The sequence below is a fragment of the Methyloceanibacter stevinii genome, assembly GCF_001723355.1.
Taxonomy (GTDB): Bacteria; Pseudomonadota; Alphaproteobacteria; order Rhizobiales; family Methyloligellaceae; genus Methyloceanibacter; species Methyloceanibacter stevinii.
In genome coordinates, this window is sequence record NZ_LPWE01000011.1 from 32,753 (window position 1) to 48,784 (window position 16,032).

17 protein-coding genes are annotated in these 16,032 nt (G+C 62.2%); 14 read left to right on the forward strand and 3 right to left on the reverse strand.

The window, feature by feature from the left end:
• Window positions 1-112 precede the first annotated feature (112 nt).
• From cyoA to AUC70_RS06870, 5 genes are all read left to right on the forward strand, one after another.
• The gene (gene cyoA / locus AUC70_RS06850; RefSeq protein WP_083241356.1) at window positions 113-1,033 is read left to right on the forward strand and encodes a ubiquinol oxidase subunit II; all 921 of its coding nucleotides are present in this window, start codon (window positions 113-115) and stop codon (window positions 1,031-1,033) included.
• A 10-nt stretch (window positions 1,034-1,043) separates the two neighbouring features.
• Window positions 1,044-3,077, forward strand: a complete 2,034-nt coding sequence (locus tag AUC70_RS06855; protein ID WP_069444589.1) for a cbb3-type cytochrome c oxidase subunit I — start codon at window positions 1,044-1,046, stop codon at window positions 3,075-3,077.
• Window positions 3,074-3,673: a cytochrome o ubiquinol oxidase subunit III gene (gene cyoC / locus AUC70_RS06860; RefSeq protein ID WP_069444192.1), complete on the forward strand. Its 600-nt coding sequence runs from the start codon at window positions 3,074-3,076 to the stop codon at window positions 3,671-3,673. Before AUC70_RS06855 ends, cyoC begins: the two co-directional genes overlap by 4 nt.
• A complete protein-coding gene (gene cyoD, locus AUC70_RS06865; RefSeq protein ID WP_069444193.1) occupies window positions 3,673-3,993 on the forward strand; it encodes a cytochrome o ubiquinol oxidase subunit IV in 321 nt (106 codons plus the stop codon). Before cyoC ends, cyoD begins: the two co-directional genes overlap by 1 nt.
• Before the next feature lie 202 nt (window positions 3,994-4,195).
• Window positions 4,196-5,578 carry a glutamate--cysteine ligase gene (locus AUC70_RS06870; protein WP_069444194.1) on the forward strand — a complete coding sequence of 461 codons (1,383 nt, stop codon included), beginning with the start codon at window positions 4,196-4,198 and terminating at the stop codon, window positions 5,576-5,578.
• Here AUC70_RS06870 and AUC70_RS06875 read toward each other — a convergent pair.
• Together AUC70_RS06875 and AUC70_RS06880 are read right to left on the reverse strand one after the other, a co-directional pair.
• Window positions 5,575-6,147: a DUF3108 domain-containing protein gene (locus AUC70_RS06875; protein ID WP_069444195.1), complete on the reverse strand. Its 573-nt coding sequence runs from the start codon at window positions 6,145-6,147 to the stop codon at window positions 5,575-5,577. The genes AUC70_RS06870 and AUC70_RS06875 overlap by 4 nt on opposite strands.
• Window positions 6,148-6,596: 449 nt before the next feature.
• Window positions 6,597-7,685, reverse strand: a complete 1,089-nt coding sequence (locus AUC70_RS06880; RefSeq protein ID WP_069444196.1) for an alkene reductase — start codon at window positions 7,683-7,685, stop codon at window positions 6,597-6,599.
• Between the two features lie 189 nt (window positions 7,686-7,874).
• On the opposite strand from AUC70_RS06880, the gene AUC70_RS06885 reads away from it, so the two are divergent.
• A complete protein-coding gene (locus AUC70_RS06885) occupies window positions 7,875-8,237 on the forward strand; it encodes a winged helix-turn-helix transcriptional regulator (protein WP_206599325.1) in 363 nt (120 codons plus the stop codon).
• 181 nt (window positions 8,238-8,418) lie between these two features.
• On the opposite strand, the gene AUC70_RS06890 is transcribed toward AUC70_RS06885, so the two are convergent.
• Window positions 8,419-9,033 carry an invasion associated locus B family protein gene (locus tag AUC70_RS06890; protein WP_083241358.1) on the reverse strand — a complete coding sequence of 205 codons (615 nt, stop codon included), beginning with the start codon at window positions 9,031-9,033 and terminating at the stop codon, window positions 8,419-8,421.
• 505 nt (window positions 9,034-9,538) lie between these two features.
• Here AUC70_RS06890 and coxB point away from each other — a divergent pair.
• The 8 genes from coxB to AUC70_RS06925 all read left to right on the forward strand — a co-directional run bounded on the left by coxB (window position 9,539) and on the right by AUC70_RS06925 (window position 16,015).
• A complete protein-coding gene (coxB, locus tag AUC70_RS06895; RefSeq protein ID WP_069444197.1) occupies window positions 9,539-10,372 on the forward strand; it encodes a cytochrome c oxidase subunit II in 834 nt (277 codons plus the stop codon).
• Between the two features lie 73 nt (window positions 10,373-10,445).
• Window positions 10,446-12,056: a cytochrome c oxidase subunit I gene (gene ctaD, locus AUC70_RS06900; protein ID WP_069444198.1), complete on the forward strand. Its 1,611-nt coding sequence runs from the start codon at window positions 10,446-10,448 to the stop codon at window positions 12,054-12,056.
• A 42-nt stretch (window positions 12,057-12,098) separates the two neighbouring features.
• Window positions 12,099-13,067 carry a heme o synthase gene (locus AUC70_RS06905; RefSeq protein ID WP_069444199.1) on the forward strand — a complete coding sequence of 323 codons (969 nt, stop codon included), beginning with the start codon at window positions 12,099-12,101 and terminating at the stop codon, window positions 13,065-13,067.
• Window positions 13,067-13,210 (forward strand): hypothetical protein, encoded by a 144-nt coding sequence (locus tag AUC70_RS17375; RefSeq protein WP_174202133.1) that lies wholly within the window; start codon window positions 13,067-13,069, stop codon window positions 13,208-13,210. The genes AUC70_RS06905 and AUC70_RS17375 overlap by 1 nt, the downstream gene beginning before the upstream one ends.
• A gap of 17 nt (window positions 13,211-13,227) precedes the next feature.
• Window positions 13,228-13,836, forward strand: coding sequence for a cytochrome c oxidase assembly protein (locus AUC70_RS06910; protein WP_244505537.1), 609 nt, complete (start codon window positions 13,228-13,230; stop codon window positions 13,834-13,836).
• Window positions 13,837-13,895: 59 nt separating this feature from the next.
• The gene (locus AUC70_RS06915) at window positions 13,896-14,783 is read left to right on the forward strand and encodes a cytochrome c oxidase subunit 3 (protein ID WP_069444200.1); all 888 of its coding nucleotides are present in this window, start codon (window positions 13,896-13,898) and stop codon (window positions 14,781-14,783) included.
• 195 nt (window positions 14,784-14,978) lie between these two features.
• The gene (locus AUC70_RS06920) at window positions 14,979-15,278 is read left to right on the forward strand and encodes a DUF983 domain-containing protein (protein WP_342021995.1); all 300 of its coding nucleotides are present in this window, start codon (window positions 14,979-14,981) and stop codon (window positions 15,276-15,278) included.
• Between the two features lie 8 nt (window positions 15,279-15,286).
• The gene (locus AUC70_RS06925) at window positions 15,287-16,015 is read left to right on the forward strand and encodes an SURF1 family protein (protein WP_069444201.1); all 729 of its coding nucleotides are present in this window, start codon (window positions 15,287-15,289) and stop codon (window positions 16,013-16,015) included.
• Window positions 16,016-16,032: the final 17 nt, after the last annotated feature.

A 16,032-nucleotide genomic window follows, 5' to 3' on the forward strand; every position in this document is an offset into this window, starting at 1 on the left:
CGATTGTCACAGGTTGTGCACCAAGCGTGGTCTATCCTCGCAATAGTGGCCGCAAGTCATTACGATCTTGCGCAGCCTTGCCGTATCGCATGAGAATCGAAGCAGCGAAGGAATGATCGTCAGACACGCACGCTCACTTCGATGGACCACCCGTGTAACGGCCGCGATCGCCGTCGCGGGGGTGACGGTGCTGTGCGCGGGCTGCGGCGTGGCCGACGGGCCCACGCTGGATCCCAAAGGGCCCATCGCGCTGACCGAGCGCGGTCTCCTTTTCAAAGCAACCGCCATCATGATGATCGTGATCGTTCCGGTCTTCATCATGGCGGCGTGGTTCACGGTGCGCTATCGCGGAACAAACCTCAAAGCACGGTACACGCCGAACTTCGATTTCTATTGGCCTGCCGAGATCATTGTTTGGAGCATTCCGGCCGCGATCGTCGTCTGGCTGGCCTTCCATCTCTGGGAGTACACGTACAAGCTCGATCCCTACACGGAGATCGATCCGAGCGTGAAACCGCTTCAGGTGCAGGCCATCGCCCAGGACTGGAAATGGCTGTTCGTTTATCCCGAGCAGGACATCGCCGTGGTGAACGAGCTGGCCATGCCGGTCGGTACGCCCGTCAGCCTTACGATCACCTCCGACACCGTCATGAACTCGCTCGTGATCCCGAAGCTCGGCGGGCAAATCTATGCGATGGCCGGCATGCAGACACGGCTCAACCTGCTCGCCGACGAGAAGGGCACGTTCTGGGGCCGCAATGTTCAATACAGCGGCACCGGGTTCGCCGATCAGCAGTTCCAGACCCACGCGCAGTCGAAAGAGGATTTCGACGCCTGGGTGGAGAAGGCGAAGCAGGAAGGGAAGTCCCTCGACGCGGCCACGTACGACGCGCTGGCGAAGCCCAGCGAGAAGGTGCCGGTGACCTACTATTCAGGTGTGGAGCCGGGGCTGTTCGACAAGATCATCGCCAAATGGTCCCACGGCGACATGGACCGCATGCCGCATCACTCGGAAGCGGAAACGACGGAATAGATCAGTGGATATCTTCGGACGACTGACAATCGATTCCCTGCCGTTCTACAGCGCCGTCGCCGCGTCCGGTGCCGCGGTGACCGTGCTCGGCGGACTCGCGGTCGCCGGAGCCATTACCTATTTCGGCGCCTGGCGCATGGTGATGACCCAGTGGGTGTCGAGCGTCGATCACAAGAAGATCGGCATCATGTACATCATGCTCGCGCTCGTCATGCTCCTGCGCGGCTTCGTCGACGCGGCGATGATGAGAAGTCAGCAGGCCATCGCCTACAACAGTGACGGCTATCTCCCGCCGGACCATTTCGATCAGATCTTCTCGTCGCACGGCACGATCATGATTTTCTTCATGGCCATGCCCTTCCTGTCGGGGCTGGCAAATCTCATCGTGCCGCAGCAGATCGGCTCGCGGGACGTGGCGTTTCCCTTCATGAATTCGGTCAGCCTGTGGCTCACCACGGCCGGGGCGGCGCTCATGCTCGTCTCGCTGGTCGTCGGCAAGTTCTCCACCGCGGGCTGGACGGGCTATCCGCCGTATTCGGGGGTTGAATACACGCCGGGCGTCGGCGTCGATTACTGGCTTTGGATGGTGTTCGTCGCGGGCTTCGGCACCACGATGACGGGCATCAATTTCTTGGTGACGATCATCAAGAACCGGGCGCCCGGTATGACGATGTTCCGCCTGCCGCTCTTTACCTGGACCATGCTCATCACGTCGGTCCTGATCATCTTCGCGTTCCCCGCGCTCACCGTGGCCTGCGCCATGCTGATTCTCGACCGGAACTTCGGGTTCCACTTCTTCACGAACGCCATGGGCGGGAACATGATGAACTACATCAACCTGTTTTGGTTGTGGGGTCATCCGGAGGTCTACATCCTCATCCTTCCGGCCTTCGGCGTATTCTCCGAGGTCGTCTCGACGTTCAGCCAGAAGCGTCTGTTCGGCTACGTCTCGCTCGTGCTGGCCACCTGCGCCATCGGCCTCCTGTCCTTCACCGTATGGCTGCATCACTTCTTCACCATGGGATCGAGCGCCAAGGTCAACTCGTTCTTCGGAACGATGACCACGATCATCTCGGTGCCCACTGGCGTGAAGGTGTTCGACTGGCTGCTGACCATGTATCGCGGCCGCATCATCTTCAAACCGCCGATGCTGTTCACCATCGGGTTTCTGGTGACGTTCGTTATTGGTGGCCTGTCGGGCGTGCTGCTTGCGCTGCCGCCGATCGACTACATGATGCACAACACGACGTTCCTGGTCGCGCACTTCCACAACATGATCATCCCGGGCGTGCTGTTCGGCTATCTCGCCGGCTACATGTACTGGTTCCCCAAGGCCTTCGGCTTCAAGCTCAACGAGAAATGGGGCACGCGCGCCTTCTGGTGCTGGATCATCGGCTTCTATGTCGCCTTCATGCCGCTCTACGTGCTCGGCATGCTCGGCATGCCGCGCCGCATGGAGCACTACGACATCGCCGCGTGGCAGCCCCATCTCATCGTGGCCGGCATCGGCGCCTTCATCATCATGCTCGGCATGATCTGTCTCGGCGTGCAACTCGTCGTCAGCATTCGCGAGCGCAACCAGGCGCTCGACCTCACTGGCGATCCGTGGAACGGCCGCTCCCTCGAATGGGCCACGTCGTCCCCAGCGGCGCCCTATAATTTCGCGGTGGTACCCAAGGTGGAGAGCCGGGACGCCTGGTGGGACATGAAACAGCGCGGCGTCGCCTATGAGCGCCCGGCCGAATACGAAGACATCGTCATGCCGAAGAACACCTATGCCGGCGTCGTGATCGGCGTTGCGGGCGGCGTGTTCGGCTTCGCCGCGATCTGGTGGATGTGGTGGCTGGCGCTTCTGGCGCTCGCCGTGATCGCCGGCACGATCATCTACCGCGCCTCCGACGACGACGATGAGTTCATCATGACGGCCAGCGAGGTGAAGGCCATCGAAGACGAGCGCTTCGCCCAGCTCGCCAAAGCCCCGAAGAACGAAATGGCGGACGAGCCCGGCTTTGCCGGCAATGCCGCGCCGGAGCCCGCCGAATGAGCAGTGTCGCCAGCATGACGATCGGCCCGCGTGACGCGGAGCGCTACGAGGAGAAGGATTTCGGCTTCTGGCTCTATCTGATGAGCGACGCCGTCATCTTCGCCTGCCTCTTCGCCACCTATCTCGTCATGGTCGGCAATGCGGCCGGCGGGCCGACGCCAAAGGATGTGTTCGAGCTCGACAGAGCGGCGGCCGAGACGGCGCTGCTGCTCTTGAGCAGTACGACGTTCGGCGTGGCCGCCGTCGCGCTCTCGGCCGGCGACCGTGGCAAGGTGCTGCTCTGGCTCGCCATCACGTTCCTCTTGGGCGCGGGCTTCATCTTTCTGGAGATCGGCGAGTTCACCGGCATGATCGCGCAAGGGGCGGGACCGGACCGCAGCGGTTTCCTGTCGGCCTTCTTCACCCTCGTCGGCACCCACGGCTTCCACGTCAGCGTCGGTCTGGTGTGGATCGTCGTGATGTTCGCTCAGGTGTTCTTCAAAGGCCTGACGGCGCCGGTCGCCTCGCGCTTCATGCGGCTCGGCCTGTTCTGGCACTTCCTCGACATCATCTGGGTCGTGATCTTCTCCGTGGTCTATCTGCCGGGGGTGCTGTGATGGAGATCAAGTCGGGGCTTCAGATCGAGCGTACCATCAAGCCCTACCTGATCGGGCTCGCGTTGGCCGTGATCCTGACGGTCATAGCCTTCGGTCTTGCGGCGACGGGTGTGCTCCCACGCGAGACCACGCTGATCCTCATTGCGGCGCTCGCCGTGGTGCAGATCCTGGTGCACCTGTCGTTCTTCCTGCACATCGATTTGAAGACGACCCCGCGCGAGAATCTCGTAGCGCTCGCTTTCGCGCTCGTCCTGATCTTCATCATGGTGGGCGGTAGCCTCTGGATCATGTTCGATCTGTACCATCGCATGATGGTCTGAGCCCGCATTGGGCGGGTTGGCCGACCGGCGAAGCACCGATCAACGCTTTGTTATGGCACGCAACTGTCTCTTGCCGCGCCGGTCGCTCCGTACGATATACTGACCCGCAATAGAGTGACCTGTTCGCGTCCCCCGGGGCGCGCCGGTGCGCATCGCCCATCGGCTTTCTTATTCCAAACGACCCAAGCGGAGTTCTCCTCACATGTCGACACGCGTGGACGGGCCCGAGAGCCTCATCATCGAGTCGCGCGATGAACTCGTCGGGTATTTGGAGTCGGGGTGTAAGCCGCAGTCCGAATGGCGCATCGGCACCGAGCACGAGAAGTTCGGTTTCAACGTCACGGACAATTCGCCGGTCCCCTATGAAGGCCCTCGCGGAATCGGCGCGCTGCTGGAAGCACATCACAACTGTTTCGGCTGGGATGCCGTCCGGGAGAACGGCAAGATCATCGCGCTGTCGTGTTCGGACTGCCCCATCGGCGGATCGATCAGCCTGGAGCCCGGTGGACAGTTCGAGCTGTCCGGCGCACCGTTGAAGACGATCCACGAGACGGAAGCCGAACTGCGCCAACATCTGAGCCAAGTCGGTTCCGTCGCGCATCAGCTGGGCATCGGCTTTCTCGGGCTCGGTTTCTCGCCCAAATGGAAGCTGGACGAGATACCCGTGATGCCGAAGGACCGGTACCGCATCATGATGCAGTACATGCCCAAGCGCGGGAGCCATGGCCTCGACATGATGTTCCGCACGGCGACCGTGCAGGTGAATATGGACTTCAGCGACGAAGCGGACATGGTGCGCAAGCTGCGGGTCGGCCTTGCCCTTCAGCCCATCGCGACCGCGCTGTTTGCGAGTTCGCCCTTTACGGAAGGGAAGCTGAACGGCTTTCAGTCCTATCGTGCGCAGATGTGGCAAGACACCGATCCGGACAGAACCGGGGGTCTCCCCTTCGCCTTCGACGACGGCATGGGTTTCGAGCGTTACGTGGACTACGCGCTCGATGTGCCGATGTATTTCGTCTATCGCGACGGGCGCTACATCGATGTCGCCGGTTCTTCGTTCCGCGATTTCATGAGCGGCAAGTTGGACGCGCTGCCGGGCCTGCGTCCCACCATCGACGATTGGGCCGACCACCTCACGACGCTCTTCCCGGAGGTGCGTCTCAAGAAGTTTCTCGAGATGCGCGGTGCCGATGCCGGACCGTTCGGTCTCCTCTTGGGGCTTCCGGCCCTGTGGGCGGGGCTGCTCTACGACACGACCGCGCTCGACGGCGCGGCCTCGCTGATCGCGAGCTGGACGCAGGAGGAGCGCGACGAAATGCGCCTCGCCGTGCCGCGTACCGGGCTGGCCACGCCGTTCCGGGGCCGCACCGTGCGCGAGCTTGCCCGCGAGGTTCTGGCGCTGGCAGAGGGCGGCCTTCTGCGGCGGGCCCAACGCAACGACAAGGGCCAGGACGAGACGCACATGCTCCGCCCCCTTATGGAGATCGTCGAGACCGGCCGGACGGAGTCGGACCGCCTCATCGCCGCCTACGAAGGGCCTTGGAAGGGCAATATCGACAGGCTGTTCGAGAGCGAGGCGCTCTAGCGCGCGCTGGCGCGGCGCGCGGCGGGCTCCGACTTCAGCCCGGTCAGCTTCACCATGCCGTCCCCCCACGACGTAGGCACAACGACCTTATAGGGTACGAACATCTCCGTTCCCGGGATCGGCACCAGCCAGGCCTCGATGCCCTCGGTTTCCTGCAGGAAGCTCACAGCCGAACTCTCGGGACGGTGGCCGCCGATCGGCTGGTAGCGGACCGCGCACACCGCCGCGGCCGGGATGCCTCCGGCGGCCTTCGGCCCGAGCTCTTCGGTGCGCTTCGGTGAGAGAGCGAGTTCAAAGAGCTGCTTGCCGTCGAACACCCGCAGGGTCTGATTGCAGACCGCGAGGTCCCCGGGCGGCACGCTGGCGTGAACGGATAGGAACGCGGCCGTCAGCGGATCGAGCACGTTGCGAAGCTGCTCGTCCGAAAGAGGCACGGCCTTCTTGTCGCGCCGCTTCTTCGGCGTTCGTGTCACCGCGGGGCGAGCCGCCTCGCCGAAGTCGATCTGCAGCGCCTGCTTCTTGTTGCTGTCGGCGTAGGAGAAGTCGAACCGTTGCGGCGCGGCGCGCATCGAGGAGCTTGCCGTTGCTCTGTGCCTTGCCCTTGGCTCTGTAGAGAAGCCCCGCGAGGATCGAGAACTCCCCCTTCGCCTTGAGGGTGTAATCCTTGCGGCCGACGTTCGCTGTCAGATCGAACGTGCCGAGATCGATCGACGCAACGCCGACCCGGTACGAGGCCTGGATCGCGTTGTCACTAGGTGCGGCCTCCGCGAACGCGGTGCTCGCCCCGGCAAGGCAAAGGAACGCCATGCCGAGCAGGCTCGTCCAGAAGCGCAAAGGTCCAATCCGCATGCCGGCCGCTCCAAAACCTCTCCTCAAGGCCGATTCCTTGAGGCTGGTAAGGTGCACAGCAGTCTAGCCAAGACCGCGCCGAAATTGTGGGCGTCGGCGGCCGGGCGCTGGATGTGCGAGGGGAGGGCGCTCGGCACGGCGCCCTCCCTATTGCTCAATTCAGGCCTGATCAGGCCGCCTCGCTCAGCGAGGGATAGTCGGTGTACCCCGCCGCGTCGCCGCCATAGAAGGTTTGCGGATCGGGCGCATTGAGAGGCGCGTCGAGGCGCAGGCGCTCGACGAGATCCGGATTGGCGATGAACAAGGAGCCGAAGGCGACGAGATCCGCTTTGCCCGTCTCGACGGCGTCGACCGCCATCTGCCGGTCGTACCCGTTGTTCGCCATATAGGCGCCCGAGAAATTCGCGCGCAGCGTCTCGATGGCGTTCGCCGGAAACTCACGAGGACCGCCCGTTTGGCCCTCCACGAGATGAACGTAGCCGAGCCCGGCATCGTTCGCGCGGGCCATGGCCACGCTGAACGTGGCGACGGGATCGCTATCGGCGATGTCATTGAAACCGGAGAACGGGCTGAAACGCACGCCGACACGCTTGGACGGAAAGACGCCCGTGACCGCCTCGAAGACTTCCGCCAAGAAGCGCGTGCGGTTATCGGCAGTCCCGCCATAGGCGTCGTCGCGCTTGTTCGTCCCATCGCGCAGGAACTGATCGAGCAGATAGCCGTTAGCGGCATGGACCTCGATTCCGTCGAAGCCGGCCGCCTTCGCGTTCTCAGCAGCCTTGCGGTACTCGGCGACAACGCGGGCGATCTCATCCGTCTCGAGCGCACGCGGCTCGGAGACATCGGCGAACCCGGAGGCGGTAAATGTCTGGCTGTTTGCAGTGATGGGCGAGGGGGCGACCGGTACTTGACCGTCAGGCAGCAGGCTTACGTGGGAAATGCGTCCCACGTGCCAGAGCTGCGCGAAGATGCGCCCCCCGGCCTGGTGAACGGCGGCCGTCACGGCCTTCCAGCCGGCGACCTGCGCGTCGCTGTACATGCCGGGCGTCTGGATGTAGCCCTTGCCCTCGGGCGAGATCTGCGTGCCCTCGCTGATGATCAGGCCCGCACCCGCCCGCTGGGCGTAGTAGGTGGCGTTCAGGGCATGCGGCACGTCGCCGTTGGGCAGGGCGCGGTTTCGTGTCAGCGGCGCCATGACGATCCGGTTTGGGAGCGTTAGGTCGCCAAGTTCGAGCGGGCTAAAAAGCTTGGGGTCCATGATTCTGTCAGCCTCCTGATACGCAGCGTGATGTCGGGTCCCGCCGCTGCGGAATGCGGGCGGGCAATGCCGCTTGACGTAGGCGTGCAGGTTTCGATAATCAACCAGTATACAAATCGTAACCTAGTGAGCGCCCCCGGAACGCGAGTGCTGATTTGGACTGTGCCCAAGGACTGCCGAGAATCGACCGTGACTGACAGCCGTACCGCACGCGATGAGCCGCTGACTGGCTCCCCAGAGCCGAAACAGTGCAATGAGCCCTGTCCGGTCGAGCGCGGCATGCGCATCCTCGGCGGTAAATGGAAGGCCTCGATCCTTTGGCACCTGCAGGCGGGGCCGATGCGCTTCAATGCGTTGTCGCGGGAATTGGGTGGCGCGAGCAAGAAGATGATCGCCGAACGTCTCAAGGAGATGGAAGAGACCGGGCTCGTGAGCCGGCAGGTCATTGCCACGAAGCCCGTGGCCGTGACTTACGAACTCACGCCGTTCGGTCATTCGGCGCTCGGCATCTTGGAGTCGTTGCACGATTGGTGCGTCGACCACGACGTTTAGGATAATTGCTGCGCCGTCGGGCGAATGCTGCGCCGCGACTTGAACGGTCGGGTGGGGCAGCCATATACTCTGCAAGCCACGCCCCTTTCCGAACCCTGCACGGGATGTGGGCGTTTTCCGTCCCCCAAAGACGGACGAATCGGCGGCGGATATCTCCTTTTCTGCCGCCGATTTTTCTTGGCTATTTGAGCGTCGCGAACGCTTGCGTGAACCCTTCCAGCGAAACCGGAATGCCGATCCCTTCCTCGACGGTCGGGAAGATGATCAGCAACGCGCTCTGGCCCGACTTCAACTTCGTCACGACTTCGTCCTGAAGTTCGAACTCGGCGATGCAGCCCGACGTCTTCCCGCATTTGATGTAGGGCACGTTGCCTACATCTTCGCCGTCGATCTTCACGCCGAGGCCCCGGGGAAGGAAGATCCCGAGCGGTGCGACCACGCGCATCATGTTGGTGTCGTCACCGATCGACTTGAAGAGCTGGACGTTTAGGCCGACATTCGGCCGCTGCTCGTCGGTCACCATCTGGACGATCGCGCATTTCTCTTCCCGGGCTCCGGGAGGCGTGCGGCAGTAGAGCTGCCAGGCACCGAAGGTTCCGCGCAGCACGGCGGCGGGACCCGCCGGACTTTGCGCCCCGCCGTCATCTTGTGCGCGGACCGGCGATTCGATTGCGGATAAGACGAAAACCGTAGCAGCGAGTGCCAGGGTCAGCAGCCTCAACTGCAGGTGCAGCCGGCAAATCCGGCTGCCGGAGGCGGCAAGACGAGGGCGAGCCAAGAGCAATGGCGTAAGCATAGGGCGGACCGGCCTCCTGCAGCTGATCTAGGGTGGCTAAAACCCTTCGGACAAGACTGTGAACCTGCGCCCCGTCGCGGTCAGGTCTACGCAGTAACAAGGCCATTCGCCGGGCAATAGGGCCAAAATTCGACCAGGTCTATCGCCCGCAAGTTTGACGTGGGTCAGCGAATTCACGTCTCGTCTTGGCGGCTTGCTACGGAATCAACCTCCGGGCGAACTTGTTGATCAAAGTCACCCTTGGAGAAACTGAAAACTGAATCATGACTGTTGCCAATCAATATCCTTTATGATTTTAAAAATACACAATAACTGCTGACACCTGGGCTACGCTCGGTCGGCTCAAGAATGCGTTTTTGCGGGGGCGACGCCAAAAATTTGCGCAAGCTGATATGCGTCGCCACTGCGACAGTGGGCGCAGGGCCAAAAGGCCCGCGTCGGCGATAATCGCACTTTGACCCTCCCAACCAGGAGTGGTCCAAGAGCAGGCTTTGGGAGTGATGGGATGGGGATGTTGCATCGTGCATTGATGGTTCTAGCCGCGCTTGCGGGGCTCGGCGCTAGCGGCTCGGCGCTTGCTGAAGAACTTCCGCCGGGGCGCGCGCATCCCTGGCAACTTGGCTTCCAAGAAGCGATGACGCCCATCATGGCGCAGATCACCGACTTCCATACCTATGTGACGGCCATCATCATCGCCATCACGCTGTTCGTTCTGGCGCTGATGGTCATCGTGATGATCCGGTTCAACGAGAAGAGCAACCCGGAACCGTCCCGCACCTCGCACAACACCCTGCTTGAAGTCGCCTGGACGGTCATTCCGATCTTCATTCTGGTGGCAATCGCCATCCCGTCGTTCCGGCTTCTGTTCGCCCAGTACGACTTCCCCAAGGCGGATGTGTCCATCACCGCCACCGGTGCCCAGTGGTACTGGATCTACGAATATCCGGACGAGAACATCAGCTTCAATTCGATCATGGTGCCGGACGCGCAGCTCAAAGAAGGGCAGCCGCGCCTGCTGACGGTCGACAACGAGGTTGTGGTTCCGGTCGGCGCGAACGTCGTCGTGAGCCTCAAGTCGAACGACGTGATCCACGACTGGGCGGTCCCGTCCTTCGGCGTGAAGCTGGACGCCGTGCCGGGCCGGCTGCAGCAGACCTGGTTCCGGGCCGAGAAAGAGGGCTGGTTCTACGGTCAGTGCTCGGAGCTTTGCGGGCGCAATCACGCGTTCATGCCGATCGCCGTGCGCGTTGTCTCGAAGGACGAGTACGATGCCTGGGTCGCGGGCAAAAAGTCGGCCTCGATCGATACGAAGGGTAAGCTGGCGTCGGCGCGCGACTAGTCGCGCTCCAGCAAATCAACACGTGGCCTGACGGCCGGTTACAAGAACCAAAGGACGACAAGGGAAAACAGTCATGGCGAACAATGCCCAGGCAGAAGCGGCCCACCACGATCACGACGATCACCCGCACGGTTTGCAGCGCTGGCTGTTCTCGACCAACCACAAGGACATCGGCACTCTTTACCTGATCCTGTCGCTCGTCGGCGGCATCGTCGGTGCTCTCTTGTCCATGGGCATGCGCGCCGAGCTCATGGAGCCCGGCATGCAGATCTTCGGCAATCCGGAGATGTTCAACGTTTTCGTCACGGCGCACGGCCTCATCATGGTGTTCTTCGCGGTCATGCCGGCCACCATGGGCGCCTTCGGCAACTGGATGGTGCCGCTGATGATCGGCGCGCCCGACATGGCCTTCCCGCGCATGAACAACATTTCGTTCTGGCTGCTGGCCATGGCGTTTGTCCTCCTGATCTCGTCGCTGTTCATGCCGGGTGCCCCCGGATCGACAGGCGCCGGTGCTGGCTGGACGATTTACGCGCCGCTGTCGACCTACGGCACGCCTGGCGTTTCCGTCGACTTCGCCATTCTGGCCCTTCACCTTGGCGGTGCGTCGTCGATCCTCGGTGCCATCAACTTCATCACCACGATTTTGAACATGCGCGCGCCGGGTATGACCCTGCACAAGATGCCGCTGTTCGTGTGGTCGATCCTGGTTACGGCCTTCCTGCTGCTGCTGTCGCTGCCGGTTCTGGCTGGCGCCATCACCATGCTGCTGACCGACCGTAACTTCGGGACCGCGTTCTTCGACTCGAAGCATGGCGGCGATCCGCTTCTGTGGCAGCACCTGTTCTGGTTCTTCGGCCACCCGGAAGTTTACATCATGATCCTGCCGGGCTTCGGCATCATCAGCCAGATCGTTGCGACGTTCTCGCGTAAGCCCGTGTTCGGCTATCTCGGCATGGCCTACGCCATGGTGGCGATCGGCGTGATCGGCTTCGTGGTCTGGGCGCACCACATGTATGCCGCGGGTCTGGACGTGAACACGCAGGCTTACTTCGTGTTCGCCACGATGGTGATCGCCGTGCCTACGGGCGTGAAGATCTTCTCGTGGATTGCGACCATGTGGGGTGGCTCGATCCAATTCAAAACGCCGATGGTCTGGGCGCTCGGCTTCATCTTCCTGTTCACCGTCGGCGGTGTGACGGGCGTGATGCTGTCGAACGCGGGCGTCGACCGGTCCTTCCACGACACCTACTACGTGGTGGCGCATTTCCACTATGTGCTGTCGCTCGGCGCCGTCTTCTCGCTCTTTGCGGGCTGGTACTACTGGTCGCCGAAGATGTACGGCTACATGTACTCGGAGTTCTGGGGCAAGCTGCACTTCTGGACCATGTTCATCGGTGCGAACCTGGCCTTCTTCCCGCAGCACTTCCTTGGTCTTGCCGGCATGCCACGCCGCTATGCCGACTATCCGGATGCCTACGCGGGCTGGAACTTCGTGTCTTCGCTCGGTGCCTATCTCGCATTCCTCGGTTTCATCATCTTCTTTATCGGTGTGATCGTGCAGTTCACCCGCAAGGTGAAGTCGGCCGACAATCCTTGGGGTGCGGGTGCGACGACGCTGGAGTGGACTGTCTCCTCGCCGCCTCCGTTCCACACCTTCGATACGCTCCCGCGGGTCAAATAAGGTCCAGGGGCGCCGAAGTGGGGCGCTGGAGTAAGTAGGCCAATGACAGACACGACTGTCGAAACGACACAAGGCAGGTTGGATGTCGCCCTTGGGAATAACCTTGGGGGCGACATCTCCGACTATGCGGAGCTGCTCAAGCCGCGGGTCATGTTCCTTGTGGTGTTTACGGCGCTGGTCGGTCTCGTCGCCGCGCCCGTGCACATGCATCCCGTCCTCGCGATCGCGGCCCTTCTCTGCATCGCCGTCGGCGCCGGCGCGTCGGGTGCTCTGAACATGTGGTACGACGCAGATATCGATGCCCGCATGGCCCGCACCGCATCGCGGCCGTTGCCGCAAGGCGCGCTGACGCCGAACGAGGCCCTGGCTTTCGGGTCGGTCCTGGCGATCGGCTCCGTTCTCTGCCTTGGGCTCATGGTCAATTGGGTCGCCGCAGGGTTGCTGGCCTTCACCATCGGCTTTTACGTGTTCGTCTATACGATGTGGCTGAAGCGGTTGACGCCCCAGAACATTGTGATCGGGGGCGCGGCGGGGGCCCTGCCGCCCATGATCGGCTGGGCGGCTGCCACGGGCTCCGTGGGCCTCGAATCCTTCGTGATGTTCCTCATCATCTTCATGTGGACCCCACCTCATTTCTGGGCGCTGGCGCTGATCCGCAGCTCCGACTACCGGCGTGCCGGTGTGCCCATGCTGCCGGTGACCCATGGCGCCGACGAAACGCGCCGGCAGATCCTGATCTACAGCATCATCTTGGTGCCGCTTGGCATGGTGCCGTCCGTGATAGGCCTCGGCGGTTCGCTCTATACACTGGTCGCGGCCGTCTTCGGAGCGTTCTTCCTGGTGTTTGCCTTCGACTGCTACCGGGAGCGCGAGGGCGCCGCCGGCGAGCGGGCGGCCAAGAACCTCTTCGCTTATTCGATATTGTATTTGTTTGTGCTGTTCGCGGTGCTCCTCGTCGAGCATGGCTTCGGGTTGGACGGTGGCGTACTGTCACGCATCTGGACGTTGTGATGGAAAATGCCGAAGCCGAACGCAAACGCCGACAACGCAGAAGGTCTCTGGCAATCGCCTGGACACTCGCGATTCTCGTTATTCTGTTCTTTGTCGTCACCATTGTCCGGCTCGGCGGCAATGTCGCCATCCGGCAGATTTGATAGGTAAGGCGCTGAATGTGACCCAAACGGGCGACAACGGTTCTGAGATGGCAGGGCGCCGCGACAAGCGTGGGCTTGTCGCGCTGGTTCTTGCCGGCGTCGTCGCCGGCATGGTCGGGCTATCCTTTGCCGCGGTTCCGCTCTACCGCCTGTTCTGCCAGCAGACGGGTTATGGCGGGACGACCCAGGTGGCGACCGTGGCGCCGGACCACATCCTCGATCGAACGATCAAGGTGCGTTTCGACACCAATGTCGATAAGGACCTGCCCTGGCAGTTCGGCGCGGAGCAGCGTTCCGTGGACCTCAAGATCGGTGACACGGCGTTGGTCTTCTTCAAGGCGCACAACAACACCGATAAGCCCGTGAGCGGGACGGCCGGGTTCAATGTGGCGCCGGAATCCGTGGGCCGTTATTTCAAGAAAATCGAATGTTTCTGCTTCAAGCAGCAGACGCTCGCCGCAGGGCAGAGCATCGACATGCCGGTTACGTTCTTCGTCGATCCCAAGATCGTCGAAGACGAGAGTACGAAAAACATTGAGGAGATTACGCTGTCCTATACCTTCTACCGGAGCGACGACCCGTCGGATGTCGCTGCCGCGCCGGGGGATAGGGCGTCGGGATCGTAAGCGACACGGCGAGGCTTAGGCACGCCAAAAGATCGATTGGGGAGGAAGGGGAACTCACGATGGCCCAGGCCCACGCAAAACCGCAACACGACTACCATCTACTCAATCCGAGCCCGTGGCCGCTTGTCGGGTCGCTCGGTGGCTTGGTGCTGGCGCTTGGCGCCCTCATGTATTTCATGGGCAAGAAAGCGGGCGACCCGCAGCTTTGGTACGTGCTGCCGGGCCTCGCAATCGTGATGATCACGATGTTCGGCTGGTGGCGAGACGTCATCAAGGAGGAAGCCGAGGGTCACCAATCGCCCGTGGTTCAGCTTCACTTCCGCTACGGCATGATCCTGTTCATCGCCTCCGAGGTGATGTTCTTCGTCGCTTGGTTCTGGGCGTATTTCGACGTCGCGCTGTTCCCGGATGATGCGGTGACTTATGCGCGAACGGTCGTTACGGGCGGCCAGTGGCCCCCGATCCCGAGCGCCGAGACGGAAGTGCCGGGCCTCGGCTTCTTCGGCCACACTTTCGATCCCTGGGGTCTGCCTTGGGTCAACACGCTGATCCTGCTGACATCCGGTACGACTGCAACCTGGGCGCACCACGCCATGCTGCATGACGACCGCAAGGGACTCATCTGGGGTCTGACCTGCACCGTGGTGCTGGGCCTTCTGTTCACCAGCCTGCAGGCTTTCGAGTACATGCATGCCGGGTTCGGCTTTTCCAACCACATCTACGGCTCGACGTTCTACATGGCCACCGGCTTCCACGGCTTCCATGTGATCGTGGGCACGATCTTCTTGCTGGTCTGCCTCTTCCGCGCGCTGGCCGGCCATTTTACGCCGCACAAGCACTTCGGCTTCGAAGCGGCGGCTTGGTATTGGCATTTCGTCGACGTTGTCTGGCTGTTCCTGTTCTGCTCCATATATATCTGGGGCGCGGGGGCAAGCGCCGGCCACTAACGGCGATAGGCACCGACATTGGAGGGGGGCGGTCCAGCGGCCGCCCCCTTCTGTTTTGGCCACCGTCCGTTTCGGACAAGAGATGATTGCGGGTTGAAGATGAGCGAGCCACATAGCCACAAAGTACATCTACCCTTGGGCTCCACGGTTTGGGCCGGGATGTGCGGGCGGTGCCCGTCCTGCCACAAGGGCAAGATGTTCAATGGCTATCTGACCTTGGCTCCGGCCTGCGATGTTTGCGGTCTCAACTACGATTTCGCCGATTCCGGAGATGGGCCCGCCATCTTCGTAATGCTGTTCACGGGCTTCATCATCGTCGGCGCCGCACTCTATGTCGAAGCCGTCTACCAGCCGCCTTATTGGGTACACGCCCTGGTCTGGGGGACGGCGGCGCTCGTTCTTCCACTTCTCCTGCTTCGCAGTTTCAAGGGTGTCTTGATCGCACTTCAATTCCGGAACAAGGCCGAAGAAGGCAAGCTGGTCTCGGACCGCTAGCCTAGATCATGACGACTCCGGCTCTCATCAGGCTCACGATAGCCACCTTGATCGGCTTCGCCCTTCTGATTTGGCTCGGCCAGTGGCAGCTTCAGCGCCTCGAATGGAAAGAACGCATCATCCAGCGCATCGAGACGCGGACGGAGCGCAATCCTGTCTCGCTGGAGCAGGCCGTCGAACGCGCCAAACAGTGGGGCGATCCGAACTATTTGAGGGTGACGGCCGAGGGCCGGTTCCACCACAATTTGGAGCGCTATCTATACTCCATCTCGTCGGACGGCGAGCCGGGCTGGCATGTCATCGCCCCCCTGGAGACGGCCTCGGGACGCGTTGTCCTCGTCGACCGCGGGTTCGTGCCGGACGACCGCCGGGAGCCCGGCGCCCGGCAAGAGGGGCAGGTCCAGGACATCGTCACCGTGACGGGGCTCGTGCGAACCAGCGAAAAGCCTAACCTGTTCTCGCCGGACAATGACGAGGAGGCCAACCAGTGGTTCACTCGGGACCTGGGCGGTATGGCCCGATCCATGTTCCCGGGCGGGACCGTGCAGGTATTGCCCTTCTTCCTGGATGCGGAGGCAAGCGACGTTCCGGGCGGTTGGCCGAAGGGCGGGCAAACGCGGCTGGAACTGCCCAATAAACACCTGCAATATGCCCTGACGTGGTTCCTCCTGGCTGCCTGTCTGCTGGTGATCTATGCCGCCTATGTCTGGAGCGTGATGACCGGGAGGCGGTCTTAACCGTGCTCCCCCGCCAT

Excerpts from the sequence above, each read along its gene's own strand:
- ctaD (WP_069444198.1), top strand. The coding sequence starts at position 10,446 with ATGGCGAACAATGCCCAGGCAGAAGCGGCCCACCACGATCACGACGAT.
- AUC70_RS06905 (WP_069444199.1), top strand. The coding sequence starts at position 12,099 with ATGACAGACACGACTGTCGAAACGACACAAGGCAGGTTGGATGTCGCC.
- cyoA (WP_083241356.1), top strand. The coding sequence starts at position 113 with ATGATCGTCAGACACGCACGCTCACTTCGATGGACCACCCGTGTAACG.
- AUC70_RS06880 (WP_069444196.1), bottom strand. The coding sequence starts at position 7,685 with ATGGACCCCAAGCTTTTTAGCCCGCTCGAACTTGGCGACCTAACGCTC.
- AUC70_RS06890 (WP_083241358.1), bottom strand. The coding sequence starts at position 9,033 with ATGCTTACGCCATTGCTCTTGGCTCGCCCTCGTCTTGCCGCCTCCGGC.
- AUC70_RS06875 (WP_069444195.1), bottom strand. The coding sequence starts at position 6,147 with ATGCGCGCCGCGCCGCAACGGTTCGACTTCTCCTACGCCGACAGCAAC.
- AUC70_RS06915 (WP_069444200.1), top strand. The coding sequence starts at position 13,896 with ATGGCCCAGGCCCACGCAAAACCGCAACACGACTACCATCTACTCAAT.
- cyoC (WP_069444192.1), top strand. The coding sequence starts at position 3,074 with ATGAGCAGTGTCGCCAGCATGACGATCGGCCCGCGTGACGCGGAGCGC.
- AUC70_RS06870 (WP_069444194.1), top strand. The coding sequence starts at position 4,196 with ATGTCGACACGCGTGGACGGGCCCGAGAGCCTCATCATCGAGTCGCGC.
- AUC70_RS17375 (WP_174202133.1), top strand. The coding sequence starts at position 13,067 with ATGGAAAATGCCGAAGCCGAACGCAAACGCCGACAACGCAGAAGGTCT.
- AUC70_RS06920 (WP_342021995.1), top strand. The coding sequence starts at position 14,979 with ATGTTCAATGGCTATCTGACCTTGGCTCCGGCCTGCGATGTTTGCGGT.
- coxB (WP_069444197.1), top strand. The coding sequence starts at position 9,539 with ATGGGGATGTTGCATCGTGCATTGATGGTTCTAGCCGCGCTTGCGGGG.
- cyoD (WP_069444193.1), top strand. The coding sequence starts at position 3,673 with ATGGAGATCAAGTCGGGGCTTCAGATCGAGCGTACCATCAAGCCCTAC.
- AUC70_RS06925 (WP_069444201.1), top strand. The coding sequence starts at position 15,287 with ATGACGACTCCGGCTCTCATCAGGCTCACGATAGCCACCTTGATCGGC.